The organism is Cellulomonas oligotrophica, assembly GCF_013409875.1.
GTDB lineage: Bacteria > Actinomycetota > Actinomycetes > Actinomycetales > Cellulomonadaceae > Cellulomonas > Cellulomonas oligotrophica.
This window is the reverse complement of record NZ_JACCBK010000001.1, coordinates 1,144,383-1,162,606: the sequence shown is the minus strand read 5'-3', so window position 1 is coordinate 1,162,606 and position 18,224 is coordinate 1,144,383. Positions and strand designations below refer to the sequence as shown.

16 protein-coding genes are annotated in these 18,224 nt (G+C 74.8%); 12 read left to right on the top strand and 4 right to left on the bottom strand.

Features of this window, described 5'->3' with window-relative positions:
- Window position 1: 1 nt before the first annotated feature.
- From guaB to BKA21_RS04965, 12 genes are all read left to right on the top strand, one after another.
- Window positions 2-1,522 (top strand): IMP dehydrogenase, encoded by a 1,521-nt coding sequence (gene guaB, locus BKA21_RS05020; RefSeq protein WP_140457258.1) that lies wholly within the window; start codon window positions 2-4, stop codon window positions 1,520-1,522.
- Window positions 1,523-1,603: 81 nt separating this feature from the next.
- Entirely contained in the window at window positions 1,604-2,728 is a 1,125-nt protein-coding gene (locus BKA21_RS05015) for a GuaB3 family IMP dehydrogenase-related protein (protein ID WP_140457257.1), read from the top strand.
- A gap of 397 nt (window positions 2,729-3,125) precedes the next feature.
- A complete protein-coding gene (locus BKA21_RS05010; RefSeq protein ID WP_140457256.1) occupies window positions 3,126-4,166 on the top strand; it encodes a zinc-dependent dehydrogenase in 1,041 nt (346 codons plus the stop codon).
- Window positions 4,167-4,353: 187 nt separating this feature from the next.
- Complete coding sequence (locus tag BKA21_RS05005) at window positions 4,354-5,934, top strand: PTS mannitol transporter subunit IIBC (protein WP_140457255.1); 1,581 nt, start codon at window positions 4,354-4,356, stop codon at window positions 5,932-5,934.
- The gene (locus tag BKA21_RS05000; protein WP_140457254.1) at window positions 5,931-6,365 is read left to right on the top strand and encodes a PTS mannitol transporter subunit IIA; all 435 of its coding nucleotides are present in this window, start codon (window positions 5,931-5,933) and stop codon (window positions 6,363-6,365) included. The genes BKA21_RS05005 and BKA21_RS05000 overlap by 4 nt, the downstream gene beginning before the upstream one ends.
- 240 nt (window positions 6,366-6,605) lie before the next feature.
- Window positions 6,606-7,367: a DeoR/GlpR family DNA-binding transcription regulator gene (locus tag BKA21_RS04995; protein WP_140457253.1), complete on the top strand. Its 762-nt coding sequence runs from the start codon at window positions 6,606-6,608 to the stop codon at window positions 7,365-7,367.
- Window positions 7,364-8,311 carry a 1-phosphofructokinase gene (pfkB, locus tag BKA21_RS04990; RefSeq protein WP_140457252.1) on the top strand — a complete coding sequence of 316 codons (948 nt, stop codon included), beginning with the start codon at window positions 7,364-7,366 and terminating at the stop codon, window positions 8,309-8,311. The genes BKA21_RS04995 and pfkB overlap by 4 nt, the downstream gene beginning before the upstream one ends.
- Window position 8,312: 1 nt before the next feature.
- On the top strand, window positions 8,313-8,774 hold the full coding sequence (locus BKA21_RS04985; protein WP_140457251.1) for a PTS sugar transporter subunit IIA: 462 nt from the start codon (window positions 8,313-8,315) through the stop codon (window positions 8,772-8,774).
- Complete coding sequence (locus BKA21_RS04980; protein WP_140457250.1) at window positions 8,771-10,285, top strand: PTS fructose transporter subunit IIC; 1,515 nt, start codon at window positions 8,771-8,773, stop codon at window positions 10,283-10,285. Before BKA21_RS04985 ends, BKA21_RS04980 begins: the two co-directional genes overlap by 4 nt.
- A gap of 41 nt (window positions 10,286-10,326) precedes the next feature.
- The gene (locus BKA21_RS04975; protein ID WP_140457249.1) at window positions 10,327-10,620 is read left to right on the top strand and encodes an HPr family phosphocarrier protein; all 294 of its coding nucleotides are present in this window, start codon (window positions 10,327-10,329) and stop codon (window positions 10,618-10,620) included.
- Window positions 10,617-12,338 carry a phosphoenolpyruvate--protein phosphotransferase gene (gene ptsP, locus BKA21_RS04970; RefSeq protein ID WP_239072745.1) on the top strand — a complete coding sequence of 574 codons (1,722 nt, stop codon included), beginning with the start codon at window positions 10,617-10,619 and terminating at the stop codon, window positions 12,336-12,338. Before BKA21_RS04975 ends, ptsP begins: the two co-directional genes overlap by 4 nt.
- Window positions 12,339-12,419: 81 nt before the next feature.
- The gene (locus tag BKA21_RS04965) at window positions 12,420-14,033 is read left to right on the top strand and encodes a succinic semialdehyde dehydrogenase (protein ID WP_140457248.1); all 1,614 of its coding nucleotides are present in this window, start codon (window positions 12,420-12,422) and stop codon (window positions 14,031-14,033) included.
- A 33-nt stretch (window positions 14,034-14,066) separates the two neighbouring features.
- Here the strand turns inward: BKA21_RS04965 and BKA21_RS04960 are convergent, their stop codons facing one another.
- From BKA21_RS04960 to BKA21_RS04945, 4 genes are all read right to left on the bottom strand, one after another.
- Window positions 14,067-14,837, bottom strand: a complete 771-nt coding sequence (locus BKA21_RS04960) for an ABC transporter ATP-binding protein (RefSeq protein WP_140458307.1) — start codon at window positions 14,835-14,837, stop codon at window positions 14,067-14,069.
- A 101-nt stretch (window positions 14,838-14,938) separates the two neighbouring features.
- Complete coding sequence (locus tag BKA21_RS04955) at window positions 14,939-15,994, bottom strand: FecCD family ABC transporter permease (RefSeq protein ID WP_140457247.1); 1,056 nt, start codon at window positions 15,992-15,994, stop codon at window positions 14,939-14,941.
- The gene (locus tag BKA21_RS04950; RefSeq protein WP_140457246.1) at window positions 15,991-17,040 is read right to left on the bottom strand and encodes a FecCD family ABC transporter permease; all 1,050 of its coding nucleotides are present in this window, start codon (window positions 17,038-17,040) and stop codon (window positions 15,991-15,993) included. The genes BKA21_RS04955 and BKA21_RS04950 overlap by 4 nt, the downstream gene beginning before the upstream one ends.
- Window positions 17,037-18,101, bottom strand: coding sequence for an iron-siderophore ABC transporter substrate-binding protein (locus tag BKA21_RS04945; RefSeq protein ID WP_140457245.1), 1,065 nt, complete (start codon window positions 18,099-18,101; stop codon window positions 17,037-17,039). The genes BKA21_RS04950 and BKA21_RS04945 overlap by 4 nt, the downstream gene beginning before the upstream one ends.
- Window positions 18,102-18,224: the final 123 nt, after the last annotated feature.

The window sequence follows — 18,224 nt, the reverse complement described above, 5'->3', positions numbered from 1 at the left end:
GATGACGGAGCAGGCACACGGCGCCCCGGCCGACCCGTTCGCGCGGGTCGGGCTCACCTACGACGACGTCCTCCTCCTGCCCGGGGAGACCGACGTCATCCCGAGCGAGGTCGACACCACCTCGCGCCTCACCCGCGAGATCTCCGTGCGCGTGCCGCTCGTGTCGGCCGCGATGGACACCGTCACCGAGGCGCGCATGGCCATCGCCATGGCGCGCCAGGGTGGCGTGGGCATCCTCCACCGCAACCTGTCGATCGCCGACCAGGCGCACCAGGTGGACCGGGTCAAGCGCAGCGAGTCGGGCATGGTGTCCGACCCCGTGACCGTCTCGCCGGACGCGACGCTCGCCGAGCTCGACGCCCTGTGCGGGACGTACCGCGTGTCCGGGCTGCCGGTCGTGGACGACCAGCGTCGGCTGCTGGGCATCATCACGAACCGCGACCTGCGCTTCGTGCCGCCCGGCGAGTTCGAGACGCGGCTCGTGCGCGACGAGATGACGTCGATGCCGCTCGTCACCGCGCCCGAGGGCATCGGCCGGGCCGACGCGGCCGCGCTGCTCGCCAAGCACAAGGTCGAGAAGCTGCCGCTGGTCGACGACGCGGGCGTGCTGCGCGGGCTGATCACCGTCAAGGACTTCGTGAAGTCCGAGCAGTACCCCGACGCCACCAAGGACGCCGACGGGCGCCTGGTCGTCGGCGCGGCGATCGGCTTCTTCGGCGACGCGTGGGAGCGGGCGTCCGCGCTGGTCGAGGCGGGGGTCGACGTGCTCGTCGTCGACACCGCGAACGGTCACGCCCGTCTCATGCTGGAGATGGTCAGCCGCCTGAAGTCCGACCCGGGCACGGCGCACGTGCAGGTCATCGGCGGGAACGTCGCCACCCGCGAGGGCGCGAAGGCGCTCGTCGACGCGGGAGCCGACGCCGTCAAGGTCGGCGTGGGCCCGGGCTCGATCTGCACGACGCGGGTCGTGGCCGGTGTCGGTGTCCCGCAGGTCACGGCCATCTACGACGCGGCCCAGGTGTGCCGCCCGGCGGGCGTGCCCGTCATCGGCGACGGCGGGCTGCAGTACTCGGGCGACATCGCCAAGGCGCTCGTGGCCGGTGCGGACACCGTGATGCTGGGCTCGCTGCTGGCCGGCTGCGACGAGTCGCCCGGCGACCTCGTCTTCGTCAACGGCAAGCAGTACAAGCACTACCGCGGCATGGGCTCGCTCGGCGCCATGGCCTCGCGCGGGCGCGTCTCGTACTCCAAGGACCGCTACTTCCAGGCCGACGTCGCGTCGGACGAGAAGATCGTCCCCGAGGGCATCGAGGGCCAGGTGCCCTACCGGGGCCCGCTCTCGGCGGTCGCCCACCAGCTCGTCGGCGGGCTGCACCAGTCGATGTTCTACGTCGGTGCGCACACCGTCCCCGAGCTCCAGGCACGCGGGAAGTTCATCCGGATCACGCCGGCGGGCCTCAAGGAGTCCCACCCCCACGACATCCAGATGACGGTCGAGGCGCCGAACTACACGGGTCGCTGACGCGCCGGGCCGCGCGGTGGCACGTCGCCGCCGCGCGGGCCCGTGCCCCGTCGTGCTGCGGGACGCCGGTAACCTGGGACGGTGACCAGCGACATCGAGATCGGGCGCGGCAAGCGTGGGCGCCGGGCGTACTCCTTCGACGACATCGCGGTGGTGCCCTCGCGCCGCACGCGTGACCCCGAGGAGGTCTCGGTCGGCTGGCAGATCGACGCGTACCACGTCGACCTGCCCGTGCTGGCCGCGCCGATGGACTCGGTGATGAGCCCGGCCACCGCCGTCGCCCTGGGGCGCGCGGGCGGCATCGGGGTGCTCGACCTCGAGGGTCTGTGGACGCGGTACGAGGACCCGGCGCCGCTGCTGGAGGAGATCGCCGGGCTCGACGCCGCGCGCGCGACGGCGCGCATGCAGGAGATCTACTCGCGCCCGATCCAGCCCGAGCTGATCCGTGCGCGCATCCAGGAGGTGCGGGACTCGGGCGTGACGGTGGCCGGGGCGCTGAGCCCGCAGCGCACGCAGGAGCACTGGCGCACCGTCGTCGACGCGGGCGTCGACCTGTTCGTCATCCGCGGCACGACCGTCTCGGCCGAGCACGTGTCGGGCCGCGCCGAGCCGCTCAACCTCAAGCGGTTCATCTACGAGCTCGACGTGCCGGTGATCGTGGGCGGCGCGTCGACGTACACGGCGGCCCTGCACCTCATGCGCACCGGGGCGGCGGGCGTGCTCGTCGGCTTCGGCGGCGGCGCGGCCCACACCACGCGTGTCTCGCTCGGCATCCACGCGCCCATGGCGACCGCGGTGGCGGACGTCGCCGCCGCGCGCCGCGACTACCTCGACGAGTCGGGCGGCCGGTACGTCCACGTCATCGCCGACGGTGGCGTGGGCCGCTCGGGCGACCTGGTGAAGGCGATCGCGTGCGGCGCGGACGCGGTCATGCTCGGTGCCGCGCTGGCCCGGGCGTCCGAGGCCCCCGGGCGCGGGTTCCACTGGGGCCCGGAGGCGCACCACCCGCACCTGCCCCGCGGCGAGCGCGTGCACGTGGGCACCGCGGGCACGCTCGAGCAGATCCTCTTCGGCCCGGGCCGCACCGCGGACGGCACCCTGAACCTCATCGGTGCCCTGCGTCGTGCGATGGCGACGACCGGCTACTCGGACCTCAAGGAGTTCCAGCGCATCGAGGTCGTCGTCTCGCCCTACCAGCCCTTCTGAGCACCCGCCGACCCTCGTCGGCGCACCGGACCCGCACGGGCCGGCCCCTCCGCGGGCCGGCCCGTCGTCGTTCCCGCCCTCGTCGGGTGCCGCCGGACGCCCCGACCGGGTGCCGGGAGGTCGCACCGGGTCCACCCGGTCGTGGCGTCTCACCCGGGACCCTGGACCGTTGTCCAGCCGTCCTCGATCGTCTGATCTGCCCGTTCTCACATTCCGGAGGTCCGTTTGCCGCCGAGCGTGTGGGAATGGGTTGACACTGCTGTGAGCCCGGGGCCATCCTGACGACGGATGCGGGGAGCGACCCTGCCTCCGCACCGAGGGACACCGAGGTCCCCGGCAGCGCACCCCGTGCGCCGGCGGGCCACGGACGCCCCGCGACACCCCTGCGAGGAGAGCGATGAAGGTCTTCCGTTTCTACGCCCCCGGTGACGTCCGGCTCGAGGACGCCCCCGAGCCGGAGGCGGGCCCGGGAGAGGTGAAGATCCGCGTCCGCGCCTGCTCGATGTGCGGCACGGACGTCAAGATCTCGACCGCCGGCCACCTGCGCATCGTGCCGCCCCGCGTCATGGGCCACGAGATCGCCGGCGAGATCGTCGACGTCGGCGACGGCGTCGAGGGCTGGGCCGCCGGCGACCGTGTCCAGGTCATCGCCGCCATCCCGTGCGGCACCTGCGACTGGTGCCGCGCCGGCATCATGACGATCTGCCCGAACCAGGTCTCCATGGGCTACGACTTCGACGGCGGCTTCGCCTCCCACATGGTCGTCCCGAAGGAGGTCCTCGCGGTCGACGGCCTCAACCGGATCCCCGAGGGCGTCTCGTACGCCGAGGCGTCCGTGGCCGAGCCCTTCGCCTGCGCCATCAACGCCCAGGAGCTGGCCGACGTGCACGACGGCGACACCGTCGTGGTCGTCGGCTCCGGCCCCATCGGCTGCCTGCACGTGCGGCTGGCCCGCGCCCGCGGGGCGTCGACGGTCTACCTCGTCGAGCTCAGCCGCGAGCGGCTCGACATGGCCGCCGAGGCGGTCAAGCCCGACGCGGCGATCTGCGCGGCGGACGTCGACCCCGTCGAGGCGGTGCTCGAGCTCACCGGCGGGCGCGGTGCGGACGTCGTGATCACCGCGGCGGCCTCGGGCGCGGCGCAGGAGCAGGCGCTGAAGATGGTCGCCCCGCGCGGCCGGATCAGCTTCTTCGGCGGGCTGCCCAAGGACCGCCCGACGATCACGCTGGACTCGAACGTCGTGCACTACCGCGAGCTGACCATCGTCGGCGCGAACGGCTCGAGCCCGCAGCACAACAAGCAGGCCCTCGGCATGATCGCCGACGGCTCGGTGCCCGTGAACGACCTCATCACCCACCGCCTCCCGCTCGACCAGGTGCTCGACGGCATCGACGTCGTGCGGCAGGGCACGGGCATCAAGGTCACGATCGAGCCCTGACCTCCGGGGCCCCGCGCCCCGGGGCACCCGCACCGACGTCGACGCCGGTGCGGGTGCACGGCGGGACCGGCCCCCTCCCGGGCCCGCGACCACCACGCACGACCCGCACCACCACCCCAGCACGACCCGCGGCCGCACGGCGGACGCAGCGGATCAACGACGATCACCAGCGGAGTGTGAACTGGCCATGACGACCACCGCATCGGCCGCACCGACCCTGAGCCGAGGCCGGACCGCCCAGGTCCGCCTCCAGCGCTTCGGTGCCTTCCTCACCGGCATGATCATGCCGAACCTCCCCGCCTTCCTGGCCTGGGGACTGATCACGGCGCTGTTCATCAGCGTCGGGTGGCTGCCCAACGAGATGCTCGGCGGCTTCGGCAACGCCGACCTGCCGGGCGCCTGGCAGGGGGCCGCCACCCAGCTCGTCCTCGCCGAGGACGGGACCACGTTCCGGCAGTACCTCGGGCTCGTCGGCCCGATGGTCACCTACCTGCTGCCGCTGCTCATCGCGAACTCCGGCGGGCGGCTCGTGCACGGCGAGCGCGGCGGCGTCGTCGCGACGATCGCGACGCTCGGCATCATCGTCGGCAGCACCGTGCCGATGTTCCTCGGCGCGATGATCGTCGGCCCGCTGGCCGCGTGGGTCATGAAGCTCGTCGACAGCCTCTGGGACGGCAGGCTCAAGCCGGGCCTGGAGATGCTCGTCAACATGTTCTCCGCCGCCATCGTCGGCGGGGCCATGTCCGTGGCGGCCTTCTTCGGCATCGCCCCGGTCGTCTCGCAGATCAGCACCTGGCTGGGCGACATCGTGGCGTGGCTGGCTGACAACGGCCTGCTGCCGCTGATGAGCATCATCGTCGAGCCGGCCAAGGTGCTCTTCCTCAACAACGCCATCGGCAACGGCGTGCTCGTCCCGCTCGGGGCGCAGCAGGTCGTCGAGCAGGGCAAGTCGCTGCTGTTCCTCGTCGAGGCGAACCCCGGCCCGGGCCTGGGCATCCTGCTGGCCTACACGCTGCTGGGCGTCGGTGCGGCGCGGTCGACCGCGCCCGGTGCGATGTTCGTGCACTTCATCGGCGGCATCCACGAGGTCTACTTCCCGTTCGTCCTCATGAAGCCGGTGCTGATCGTCGCGGCCATCGCCGGCGGCATGACCGGTGTGGCGACGAACGTCGTCTTCGGCAGCGGGCTCGTGGGGCCGGCGGCACCGGGAAGCATCATCGCGGTCCTGGCCCAGACGTCGCGCGACAGCTACCTCGGCGTGATCCTCTCGGTCGTGCTCTCCGCGACGGTCTCGTTCCTCGTGGCCGCCGTGATCCTGCGGGCGAGCCGCAAGCGTGACCTGGCTGCCGGCGAGAGCGGCGACCTCGCCGCCGCCGTCGCGCAGACCGAGGCCAACAAGGGCCGCAGCAGCGCCGCCCTCTCCTCCCTGGTCGGTGCCACCGGCACGGCGGCTCCGGTGCGCACGATCGTCTTCGCCTGCGACGCCGGCATGGGGTCGTCGGCGATGGGCGCGGCCGTCCTGCGCGACAAGCTGCGCAAGGCCGGGATCGAGGGTGTGACGGTCGTCAACAAGGCGGTCGCGACCCTCGACGACGACGCGGCGGACCTGGTCGTCAGCCAGCGCGAGCTCACCGAGCGGGCCCGGCAGCACGCGCCGACCACCCGGCACGTCTCGGTGGACAACTTCATGAACAGCCCCGTGTACGACGACGTGGTGGCCGAGGTCGGCGCGTCGCGCGCTGCGGCCGGGGCGGGGGAGGCGCCGTGAGCGAGGTCCTGGCACGGGCCGCCTGCCGGGCCGAGGGCACGGCCCGCACGTACGAGGAGGCGATCCGGGAGGCCGGTGCGCTGCTCGTCGAGGGCGGGGCCGTCGAGCCCGCCTACGTCGAGGCGATGCTCGAGCGCGAGCGGACCATGACGACGTTCATGGGCAACGGCCTCGCGATCCCGCACGGCACGCTCGACGCGACGGACCAGATCCGGCGGTCGGCGATCTCGGTGGTGCGGTACGCCGAGCCCCTCGACTGGAAGGGCTCACCCGTCCGGGTCGTCGTGGGCATCGCGGGCGTGGACGGGCAGCACCTGGAGGTGCTGTCGCGCATCGCGCTCGTGTTCGCGGACACCGAGCAGGCGCAGCGGGTCGCCGACGCGGGCACGACCGACGAGCTGTACGACCTGCTCGCGGGCGTCAACGCCTGACCCGACGGTGCGCGGGGTCCGTCCGGGCCCCGCGCACCGTGCTGCCCGGCGCAGTGTCCGCCCTGGTCGCAGGCCTGTGCGACCCGGAACGACCGGCGACCTAGGACCGATGTCCGTTGCCACAAGAACGGATGTCCGTGCACATCCGTTTGTGTCCGACTCGGCTTGACATCCCGGCACGGCGGGATGATCCTGGACACAGGCCGCCCGAGACGGGCGGCATGGGACGACGGAGTCGATGTGTACGCACCGGAGCGACACCAGCAGATCCTCACGCGGGCGCGCAGCGAGGGCCGCGTGGACGTCACCGCCCTCGCCGGCGAGCTCGACGTCACCCCCGAGACCATCCGGCGCGACCTCACCGCCCTCGAGCGGCACGGGCTCGTGCGCCGCGTGCACGGCGGCGCGATCCCCGTCGAGCGCCTCGGCTTCGAGCCCGGGCTGGCGGACCGCGAGGGCCTGCTCTCGGGGGAGAAGGAGCGCATCGCCAAGGCCGCGCTCGACGAGCTGCCCGACGGCGGGGCCGTCATCCTCGACGCCGGCACGACCACCGTGCGCCTCGCCGAGCTGCTGCCCACCGACCGCGAGCTCACGGTCGTGACCCACGCCCTGCCCGTGGCCACCGTGCTCGCCACCCGCCCGGGCACCACGCTGCACCTGGTCGGCGGCACCGTGCGCGGACGCACGCTCGCCGCCGTCGGCTCCTGGGCGCTGCGCGACCTCGCCGAGATCCACGTCGACGTCGCCTTCCTCGGCGCCAACGGCATCACCGCCGACCACGGCGTCACCACGCCCGACCTCGCCGAGGCCGCCGTCAAGCGGGCGCTCGTCACCGCCTCCCGGCGTACGGTCGTGCTCGCCGACCACACGAAGGTCGGCCGCGTCGACCTCGCCCGGGTGGCCGACCTCGCCGACGTCGACACCCTCATCACCGACGCCGCCGTCGAGCCCGAGCTCGCCGACGAGATCGAGGCCGCCGGCACCCGGGTGGTGCGCGCATGATCGTCACCGTCACCCCCAACCCCAGCGTCGACCGCGCGCTCGACGTCGACACGCTCGAGGTCGGCGAGGTCAACCGTGCGCACACCACGCACGTGCACGCCGGCGGCAAGGGCATCAACGTCGCCCGGGCGCTCGTGCGTCACGGCCTCGACGCCGTGGCCGTGGTGCCCAGCGGCGGCCCCGACGGTGCGCGCCTCACCGCGCTCATGGCCGAGCAGGGCGTGCCCGCGGTGCCCGTGCCCGTCACCGGCGACACCCGCACCAACATCACGCTCCAGGAGCGCGACGGCACCACGACCAAGATCAACGCCCCCGGCCCGCGGCTGTCCGCGGCCGAGGTCGACGCGCTGCTCGAGGCCGTCGACGCCCAGCTCGCCGGCGCCCCGCGCGCCGTCGTCGCCGCCGGCTCGCTGCCCGCCGGCGCGGGCGACGACTTCTTCGTCCGGCTCGCCGACGTCGCCGGCCGGCACGGCGTGCCGCTCCTGCTCGACACGTCCGGCGCGCCCCTCGGGCAGGCCGTCCGCGCCGGCGGCCTCGCGCTCGTCAAGCCGAACGAGGACGAGCTCGCCGAGATGGTCGGGCGCGACCTCGTCACGGTCGGCGACGTCGTCGCCGCCGCACGCGAGGTCATCGCGCTCGGCACCCGCGAGGTGCTCGTCAGCCTCGGCGCGCACGGCGCGCTGCTCGTCGGCGCCGGCGAGCCGGTCTGGGCGGGCGGGCCCGCGCTCGTGCCGCTGTCGACCGTCGGCGCCGGCGACTCCACCCTCGCGGGCTTCCTCGCCGCCGACGGCACCGCCGCCGACCGGCTGCGGACCGCCGTGGCCTGGGGCCGGGCGGCCGTGCTGCTGCCGGGCACCGAGGTGCCCGGCCCCGACGACGTCGACGTGGACCAGGTCCGCGTCGTGCTGGACCCCGACCCGCACCTCGCGACCAAGGAGCTGTGACGTGACCTCGTCGACATCCCTCATCACCCCCGAGCTGGTCGCCGTCGACCTCGTCGCGGGCGACCGGACCGCCGCCACGCGGCAGCTCGTCGACCTGCTCGCCGCCGCGGGCCGGGTCACCGACGCCGACGGCTTCGCGGCCGACGTCGCCGCGCGCGAGCAGCAGATGGCCACGGGCATGCCCGGCGGCGTCGGCCTGCCGCACGCCCGCTCGGCGCACGTCACCGCCCCCAGCCTCGCCGTCGGCAAGCTCGCCCAGGGCGTCGACTGGGGCGCACCCGACGGCCCCGCCCGCCTCGTCTTCCTCATCGCCGCCCCCGCCGAGGGCGACGCCGACCACCTGAAGATCCTCGCGGCCCTGGCCCGGCGCCTCGTCCACGAGTCCTTCCGCCAGTCCCTCCTCGACGCGCCGGACGCGCAGACCGTCGCGGAGATCGTCACCCGAGAGGTCGTGCCGTCATGAAGCTCGTCGCCGTCACCTCGTGCCCCACGGGCATCGCCCACACGTACATGGCCGCCGAGGCCCTGGAGCAGGCCGGCAAGGCCGCCGGGCACGACGTCCAGGTCGAGACGCAGGGCGCCGCCGGGTCCACGCCGCTGGACCCCGCCGTCGTCGCCGCGGCCGACGGCGTGATCTACGCCGCCGACCTCGAGGTCAAGGACAAGGGCCGGTTCGCCGGCAAGCCGTTCGTCGACGTCGGCGTCAAGAAGGCCGTGCACGACGCGCCCGGCGTCATCGCCGCCGCCGTGGCCGCCGTCGAGGCGGGCGTCCCCGCGTCGGCCGGGCCCGCACCCGCCGCGCCGGCCACCAAGGTCGACCGCGACGCCGGAGCCGGCACGAAGGTCCGGCAGTGGCTCATGACCGGCGTGTCGTACATGATCCCGTTCGTCGCCGCGGGCGGCATCCTCATCGCCCTGAGCTTCATGCTCGCGCAGCTCGCCTGGGGCGGGGCCGAGGGTGCCATCGAGGTCACGGGGGTCGACGCCACCACGGTCGTCGCCGCGTTCGACCCGCTCTCGCTGCAGCACTGGGCGGTCATCCTGCTCAAGACCGGCCAGCTGAGCTTCGGCTTCCTCGTGCCCGTCCTCTCCGGCTTCATCGCCTACGCGATCGCCGACCGGCCGGGCCTGGTGCCCGGGTTCGTCGGCGGCGCGGCCGCCGGGTTCGTCGGCGCCGGCTTCCTCGGCGGCCTCGTCACCGGCTTCCTCGCCGGGTTCGTGGCGCTGTGGATCAGCCGCTGGAACGTCCCCAAGGGCGTGCGCGGCATCATGCCCGTCGTCGTGATCCCGCTGCTGTCGTCCGCGATCGTCGGCATCACGATGCTCGTGCTCATCGGCCGGCCGATCGCCTCGGCCATGACGGGCCTGACCAACTGGCTGAACGGGCTGTCCGGTGCGAACCTCGTCCTCATGGGCGTGATCCTCGGGGCGATGATGGGCTTCGACCTGGGCGGACCCATCAACAAGGTCGCCTACACCTTCGCCGTCACCGGCCTGGCCACCGAGGGCCTGCAGCCCGGTGCCGTGCAGTACCAGGTCATGGCCGCGGTCATGGCCGCCGGCATGGTCGCCCCGCTCGCGCTCGCGCTGGCCACGACGGTCCGCAAGCAGCTGTTCACGCACGCCGAGCAGGAGAACGGCAAGGCCGCGTGGTTGCTGGGCGTCTCGTTCATCTCCGAGGGCGCGATCCCGTTCGCCGCCGCGGACCCGTGGCGGATCATCCTGTCCTCCGTCGTCGGGTCGAGCGTCACCGGTGCGCTGACCATGGCCTTCGGGTCGACGCTCGTCGCCCCGCACGGCGGCCTGTGGGTCCTGCCGCTCATCGGCAACCCGCTCGGGTTCGTCGCCGCCGTCGCGATCGGCACGGTCGTCACCGCGCTGCTCGTCGTCGTCCTCAAGACGTTCAAGCACGACCCGCTCGTCGCGGCCGACCGGGCCGCCGACGACCAGGCCCTGGCCGCCCAGGCCGCCTGAGGCCCGCACGACCCGTCCCCGTCCCGAAGGAGAGACACCCCATGGCCGAGCGCACCGTCGCCGTCGCCTCCCGCGTCGGGCTGCACGCCCGCCCCGCGATGCTGTTCACCCAGGCCGTCGCCGCCACCGGAGTCCCGGTCACGATCGCCACCGCGGGCGGGGCCCCCGTCGACGCCTCGAGCATCCTGTTCGTGATGTCCCTGGGCATCCCGCACGGGGCCGAGGTCACCCTCGCCGCCGACGGCCCCGACGCGGACCGGGCGCTCGACGAGCTCGTCGGCCTGCTCGCGACCGACCTCGACGCGCCCGAGGGCGACGCGGGGGCGACGTCGTGACCGCGGCGACCGTCGGTGCCCCCGCCGGCGGCGTGCTGCACGGCGTCGGCGTGGGGCGCCGGTCGGTCGTCGGCCCCGTCGCCCAGGTCCGGCCCGCCCCGACCGTGCCGGCCGACGCGCCGCTGCTCGTCGACGGCCGGCCGGCCGAGCCCGCCCAGGTGCACGCCGCCGTCGAGACGGCGTTCGCCGACGTCGCCGCCCGGCTGCGGACGCAGGCGGACGCGGCCACCGGCACCGTGCGGGACGTGCTCGCCGCGACCGCCCAGATGGCCGCGGACAACGCGCTGCGCACGCAGGTGCTGGCGCGCGTCGACGCGGGGGAGCCCCCGGTCGCGGCCCTCGACGCCGTCGTGCAGATGTTCGCCCAGATGTTCGAGCAGGCCGGCGGCTACCTCGCCGAGCGCGTCACCGACCTGCGCTCGGTCCGCGACCGGGTCGTGGCCCGCACGCTCGGGCTGCCCGACCCGGGCGTGCCCGCGCTGACCCGCCCGTCCGTCGTGGTCGCCCGCGACCTGGCGCCGGCGGACACGGCGGCGCTCGACCTCGACAACGTCCTGGCGATCGTCACCGAGCTCGGCGGCCCCACCGGCCACACGGCGATCATCGCCGGCCAGCTCGGGCTGCCGTGCGTCGTGCGCGTCGCCGGGGCGACCGACCTCGAGGACGGGGTCGACGTCGCGGTCGACGCGTCCGACGGCACGGTCGTGGTCGCTCCCGGCGACGACGTGCGCGCCGCCGTCGCCCGCCGCGCCGAGGCCGACCGGCTCCTCGCGCAGGAGACCGGGCCCGGGGCGACGGCCGACGGGCACGCCGTCGCGCTGCTCGCGAACATCGGCACGGCCGCCGACGCCGAGCGCGTCGGGGCCGGCCCCGTCGAGGGCGTCGGGCTGTTCCGCACCGAGGTGATCTTCCTCGAGCGGACCACCGCCCCGACCCAGGACGAGCAGGCCGAGGCGTACGCCCAGGCCCTGCGGGCGATGGGGGACCGCAAGGTCGTGGTCCGCACGCTGGACGCCGGCGCCGACAAGCCGCTGGCGTTCGCGACGCAGCCCGACGAGGAGAACCCCGCGCTCGGCGTGCGGGGCTACCGGCTGGTGCGGTCCAACCCCGCGCTCGTCGAGACCCAGCTCGCCGCGCTCGGCGCCGCCCAGGCCGCGACCGGGTCGACGCCGTGGGTGATGGCGCCGATGATCGCGACGCCGGCCGAGGCGCGGGACTTCGCGGCCCGGGCCCGCGCGGCCGGGGTCGCGACCGTCGGGGTGATGGTCGAGATCCCCGCCGCCGCGCTGCGGGCCCGCGAGATCCTGGCCGAGGTGGACTTCGTCTCGCTCGGCACCAACGACCTCGCGCAGTACACGATGGCCACCGACCGGCTGCGCGGCGAGCTCGCCGACCTGCTCGACGTGTGGCAGCCCGCCGTGCTGGACCTCGTCGCGGCCACGGCCCGGGCCGGGCAGGAGCTCGGCAAGCCCGTCGGGGTGTGCGGGGAGTCCGCGGGCGACGCGCTCATGGCCCTCGTCCTCACCGGTCTCGGCGTGACCAGCCTGTCGATGTCGCCCGGCGCGCTGCCGGCCGTGCGGTTCGCGCTGCGGCACCACACGCGCGAGCAGTGCGAGCAGATGGCCCGCGCCGCGCTCGCCGCGTCGTCCGCCCCGCAGGCGCGGGCCGACGCGCTCGCGCTCGCCGAGCCGCAGGTCCGGGAGAGCCTCGGCTGGTGAGCGGCCCGCGACGCGGGTGAACGGGCGGGCGGCGGTGCGTGTGCACCGGCCGCCCGCCCGCACCGCGCGTACCCTGACGCGATGGCGCACGAGCACGCGGACCTGCACGACCCCGAGACCGACCCGCTCGCCACGTACGTCCTGGAGCCCGACGACGTGCGGAGCCTGCTCGCGCGCGTCGTCGCCGGGCCCGCGGCGGCGACGAGCACCTCGCACACGCCGTTCACGGGGGCCCCCATCGCGGCCGTCCCGCTGACCACGCCGGACGACCTGCCCGCCGCGGCCCGGCGGGCCCGCGCCGCGCAGCGCACCTGGGCGGCCCGCCCCCTGCGCGAGCGCACCGCCGTGCTCGGCCGCGTGCACGACCTGCTGCTCGAGCGGCAGAGCGACGTGCTCGACCTCCTGCAGATCGAGACCGGCAAGGCCCGCGGCCACGCCTGGGAGGAGGTCGGCGACGTCGCCAACGTCGCCCGCCACTACGCCGTGCGCGCCCGTCGCTACCTCGCGCCGCGCCGCGAGGCCGGCGTGCTGCCCCTCGTGTCGTCCGCCCGCGTGCTGCGCCACCCCGTCGGCGTCGTCGCCGTCGTCGCACCGTGGAACTACCCCCTGACGCTCGGCCTCGGCGACGTGCTGCCCGCGGTCGCGGCCGGCAACGCCGTGCTCCTGCGCGCCGACCCGCGCACCGCCCTGACGCTGCTGTGGTGCCACGAGCTGCTCGAGGACGCCGGCCTGCCCGCCGACGTCGTGCAGGTCGTCGTGGGCGGCCCCGACGTCGGCATGGGCCTGCTGGAGCACGTGGACCACGCGTCGTTCACCGGCTCGACCGCGGCGGGCCGGGTGTTCGCCGCACGGGCCGGTGAGCTCGGGGTCCCCGTGGTGCTCGAGCTCGGCGGCAAGAACCCGATGTACGTCGCGGAGGACGTCGACGTCGACGTCGCCGCCGAGGGTGCGGTGCGCGCCTGCTTCGGCTCCGCCGGCCAGCTGTGCCTGAGCATCGAGCGGATCTACGTGCACGAGGCCGTGCGCCGCGACTTCACCGACGCGTTCGTGCGGCGGGTGCGCCAGCTGCGGGTCGCGCCCGGCCTGGACTACCGGTCCGACATGGGCTCGCTCGCGTCGGCCGCGCAGCTCGCGACCGTCGTGGAGCACGTCGAGGACGCCGTCGGGCTGGGCGCGACCGTGCTCACGGGCGCCGAGCAGCGCACCGACCTCGGGCCGTGGTTCTACGCGCCGACGGTGCTGACCGACGTGCCCGAGCACGCCCGCCTGGCCCGCGAGGAGACGTTCGGGCCCGTCGTCGCGCTGTACCCCGTCGCGTCCGACGACGAGGCCGTCGCCGCCATGAACGACACCGAGCACGGGCTGTTCGCGAGCATCTGGACCGCCGACACCCGGCGCGGCGCCCGCCTCGCCGCCCGCGTGCAGGCCGGTGCCGTGGTCGTCAACGAGGGCTACGCCGGTGCGTACGGCGCAGTCGCCGCGCCCCTCGGCGGGACGAAGGCGTCCGGGTTCGGGGCGCGCCACGGCCGCGAGGGCCTGTGGGCCACCACCTCGTTGCAGACCGTGGTGGTGCACCGCGGCGCCCACGGGGGGCGGCTGCCGCGCACCGGGCACGTCTACGGGCTCGGGCACCACGTGTGGCCGCAGGTGCTGACCCGCTGGCTCGAGCTGCGTCGGGCCCTGCGCACCCCCTGACCTGCCGCGCGCCGTCCGCGCCCCGGAGCGGGTTCAGGCCTGCTCGACGAGCTGGCGCAGCGGCGCCGAGGCCCCGTGCCCGGTGTGGTGCCGGCCGACGGGGACCACGAGCGGCGTGCCCGAGACCGGGTCGGGCACGACCTGCGCCTGCATGCTGAAGACCTCCTCGACGAGCGCGGACGTCACCACGTCCGCGGGGGCGCCCTGCGCGACGAGCCGGCCGTCGCGCAGCGCGACGAGGTGGTCGGTGTACCGCGCCGCCAGGTTGAGGTCGTGCAGCACCATGACGATGGTCGTGCCGCGGGACCGGTTGAGGTCCGTGAGCAGGTCCAGCACCTCGACCTGGTGGGCGACGTCGAGGAACGTCGTCGGCTCGTCGAGCAGCAGCACGTCGGTCTGCTGCGCCAGCGCCATGGCGATCCACACGCGCTGCCGCTGGCCGCCCGACAGCTCGTCCACCGGGCGGTCGGCGATCTCGAGGGTGTCGGTGACCCTCAGCGCCTCCTCCACCGCGGCGTCGTCCTGCGGGGTCCAGCGGCGGAACCAGCCCTGGTGCGGGTACCGCCCGCGCCCGACGAGGTCCGCCACCGCGATGCCCTCCGGGCAGACCGGGGTCTGCGGCAGCATGCCCATGACGGTGGCGACCTGGCGCGGCGGCAGCTGCTCGACGGGCCGGCCGTCGAGCAGCACGTGCCCCGCACGGGGCTTCAGCAGCCGGGCCATCGCCTTGAGCAGGGTCGACTTGCCGCACGCGTTCGCGCCGACGATCGTCGTGATCCGCCCCGACGGGATCGTCAGCGTCATGTCGTGCACGACGACGCGGTCGTCGTAGCCGATGGTCGCGGCCTCGACGGCGAGCGTGTGCGTCACCGCGCCCTGCGGCTGGCCGGTGTGCTCGTGGCTCGTCACAGACGTCCTCCGGAACGGTTGGTCCTGGCCAGCAGCCAGAGCAGGTAGGGGGCACCGAGCACGCCCGTGACCACGCCCACGGGGAAGCGTGCCACGAGCAGGTGCTGGCCGACGAGGTCGCCGGCGAGCACGAGGACCGCACCGACGAGGCCGGCGGGCACGAGCAGGCCGCCCGCGCCGCGCAGCAGGCGGTGGGCGATGGGCCCGGACAGGAACGCGACGAAGGCGATGGGGCCGGTCGTCGCGGTGCCGACGGAGACCAGCGCCACCGCGACCAGGAGCAGCGCGAGCCGGGCCCGGTCGGGCCGGACGCCCAGCCCGGCGGCCGCCTCGTCGCCGAGCTGCAGCACGGGCAGGCGGCGGGCCACGACCAGCAGCAGCGGCACGAGCACCGCCATGGCCGCGGCGAGCGGGCCGAGGTCCGCCCAGAACGCCGAGTTGAGGCTGCCCGTGAGCCAGCGCAGCGCCTCGTTCGCGTCGTAGATCCCCGCGCGCGTCATCGCGTAGCTGATCACCGACTCGAGCATGGCGCCCACCGCGATGCCGATCAGCACCAGCCGGGCCCCCTGCACGCCCCGTCGCCACGACAGGGCGTAGATCAGGCCCGCGACGAGCAGCCCGGACACGACGGCGACCACGGACACGCCGGAGCCGGACGCGCCCAGCAGCGTGATCGCGACGACGGCCGCGGCGCTCGCGCCGGCGCTGACGCCGATGATGTCCGGGCTCGCCAGCGGGTTGCGGAGCATGGTCTGGAAGACGGCGCCGCCCATGCCGAACGCGACCCCGGCCAGCAGCCCGGTGAGCACGCGTGGTCCGCGCAGCGTGCCGATCGTGAACGACGCGCCGGGCACCTGCTCGCCGAGCAGCAGCACGCGCACGGCGTCGACGGGGGAGTAGAGGCGCTCGCCGACGCACAGCCCGACGACCACGAGGGCCAGCACGGTCATGACGAGGCCCGTGACGACGAGACGGCGGCGGCGCGCGCGGCGGCGGCGGCCGGCCGCGACCGGCGAGGCCGCCGGGGCGGCGGGCGCGAGGGCGGCGCTCACAGCTCGCGCACCTGACGGCGCCGGATGATCGCGATGAACACGGGCGCGCCCAGCACCGCGGTGACGATGCCGACCTCGATCTCCTGCGGCCGGGCCACGACGCGGCCGACCACGTCGGCCAGGAGCAGCAGCGCCGCGCCGAGCACCGCGGAGTACGGCAGCAGCCACCGGTGGCTGGGACCGGTGAAGGCGCGGGCCAGGTGCGGGATCACCAGGCCGACGAAGCCGATGGGGCCGGCGATCGCGACGGCCGTGCCGCACAGCAGCACCACCGCCAGCGCGCCGACCAGCCGGACGACGAGGGTGCGCTGCCCCAGGCCCGTCGCGAGCTCGTCGCCGAGCGCGAGGGCGTCCATACCCCGGGCGCAGCCCACGGCCAGCACGGCGCCGACGAGGAGGAAGGGGGCGACCTGGGCGACGTCCGCGAGGTCCGCGCGCCCGATCGAGCCGACCTGCCAGAACCGGAAGGTGTCGAAGACGTCGGTGCGCGAGAGCAGCACCATCGAGACCGCCGAGCTCAGCGCGGCGCTGGTCGCGGCCCCGGCGAGCGCGAGCTTGAGGGGCGTGGCGCCCTCACGGCCCAGCGACCCGATCCCGTACACGAGCGCCGACGCCGCGGCCGCACCGGCGAACGCGAGCCACACGTACTGCGTCAGCGTCGACAGCCCGAGCCACGCGATGCCCATGACGACGAACAGCGAGGCCCCCGAGCTGACGCCCAGCAGCAGCGGGTCCGCGAGGGGGTTGCGGGTCAGGCCCTGCATGACGGCGCCGGCGAGACCGAGCGCGGCGCCCACGAGCAGACCCAGCACGGTCCGGGCGACGCGGGACTGCACGGCGGCCTGGGCGATGACGTCCGTGTCCGGGTGCAGGACGCCGGCGACGACGTCCTGCCAGCCCACCACGCGGGTGCCGAACGCGAGCGAGGCCAGCACGGCCAGGGCGAGCCCGGCGACGGCGACCGTGAGCCCGACGGTGCGGCGGCGGCGCAGCGACGCCGACCGCCCCCCGGAGGAGGCGGTCGGCGTCGGGTGGAGCAGGGTCACCCGACCTGCTCGGCGGCGGCCTGGAACAGGTCCAGGTAGTCCTCGAGGACCCACGGGATCGAGAGGACCGTCGGGCCGGACGTCGCGGCCGAGATCGGCTCGGCGTTCGGGACCACCACGACGGAGCCGCGCTCGACGGCGGGGATCTTGCCGATCAGCGGGTCGGCCTGCAGCGTCTCGAGCGTCGTGTCGTCGCCGTAGGTGACGAGGACGTCGACGTCGGCCAGGGTGTCGGCCTCCTCCGCGGACAGGTTCACGTAGAACTGGTCCGTGTCGCCGGCGAGCTCGACGACCGACGGCGCGTCGACCAGGCCGAGGTCGCTGAGCAGCTGCACGCGTGCGTCGAGCGGGGTGTAGACGCCGATCGTGCTCGGGTCGGCGGGGTCGATCCACGTGTAGGCGACCGTCTTGCCCTCGACGTCGGGCCGCTCGGCGAGCGCCTCGTCGATCTGCGCGACGACGTCGTCGACGAGGGCCTGGGCCTCGGACTTCAGGCCGAGCGCCTCGCCGTCGATGAGCGCCATGTCCTTCCAGCTCGTGCCCCACGCGAACTCGGGGTACGACACGGTCGGGGCGATCTCGGACAGGGTCGTCCAGTCCTCCTCCGTCAGGCCGGAGTAGGCGGCCAGGACGACGTCGGGCTCGGTGTTCGCGACCTGCTCGAACGGGATGCCGTCGGTCTCGTCGAAGAGCACGGGCAGCGCGTCGCCGGTCGCGTCCAGGGCCTCCAGGCCCGCGAACGTCCAGGGCAGGACGCCGTCGCCGTCGTCGTCGCCGTAGGTGGTGAGCTGGATCCCGACGGGTGCGACACCCAGCGCGATCGGCACGTCGTGGTTGCCCCAGTTGACGGTCGCGACCCGCTCGGGCTGCGCCTCGACGGTGGTCTCGCCGAACGTGTTCGCGATCGTGATGGGGAAGGTCGCGCTCGCGGGCGCCCCGGTCGCGGCGTCCTCGGTCGCGTCTGTCGTGGTGCCGGACTGCGAGGCGCAGGCCGTGAGCGTGAGGCCGACGACAGCGACGGCGGCGGCGGCCCGGAGCGGGCGGAGGTGTGCGGGGCGCATGGGATCCCTCGGTGGTGCGGACGATAAGGCCAGGCTCACCTTACTGCCACCGGGAGGGTGCTCGGGCGCGGTGTTCGTCACACAGGACGGGCCCGCCACCGCGCCGGTCGGCGCGGGGCGGGC

Excerpts from the sequence above, each read along its gene's own strand:
- guaB (WP_140457258.1), top strand. The coding sequence starts at position 2 with ATGACGGAGCAGGCACACGGCGCCCCGGCCGACCCGTTCGCGCGGGTC.
- BKA21_RS05010 (WP_140457256.1), top strand. The coding sequence starts at position 3,126 with ATGAAGGTCTTCCGTTTCTACGCCCCCGGTGACGTCCGGCTCGAGGAC.
- BKA21_RS05005 (WP_140457255.1), top strand. The coding sequence starts at position 4,354 with ATGACGACCACCGCATCGGCCGCACCGACCCTGAGCCGAGGCCGGACC.
- pfkB (WP_140457252.1), top strand. The coding sequence starts at position 7,364 with ATGATCGTCACCGTCACCCCCAACCCCAGCGTCGACCGCGCGCTCGAC.
- BKA21_RS04980 (WP_140457250.1), top strand. The coding sequence starts at position 8,771 with ATGAAGCTCGTCGCCGTCACCTCGTGCCCCACGGGCATCGCCCACACG.
- BKA21_RS04975 (WP_140457249.1), top strand. The coding sequence starts at position 10,327 with ATGGCCGAGCGCACCGTCGCCGTCGCCTCCCGCGTCGGGCTGCACGCC.
- BKA21_RS04965 (WP_140457248.1), top strand. The coding sequence starts at position 12,420 with ATGGCGCACGAGCACGCGGACCTGCACGACCCCGAGACCGACCCGCTC.
- BKA21_RS04960 (WP_140458307.1), bottom strand. The coding sequence starts at position 14,837 with ATGACGCTGACGATCCCGTCGGGGCGGATCACGACGATCGTCGGCGCG.
- BKA21_RS04945 (WP_140457245.1), bottom strand. The coding sequence starts at position 18,101 with ATGCGCCCCGCACACCTCCGCCCGCTCCGGGCCGCCGCCGCCGTCGCT.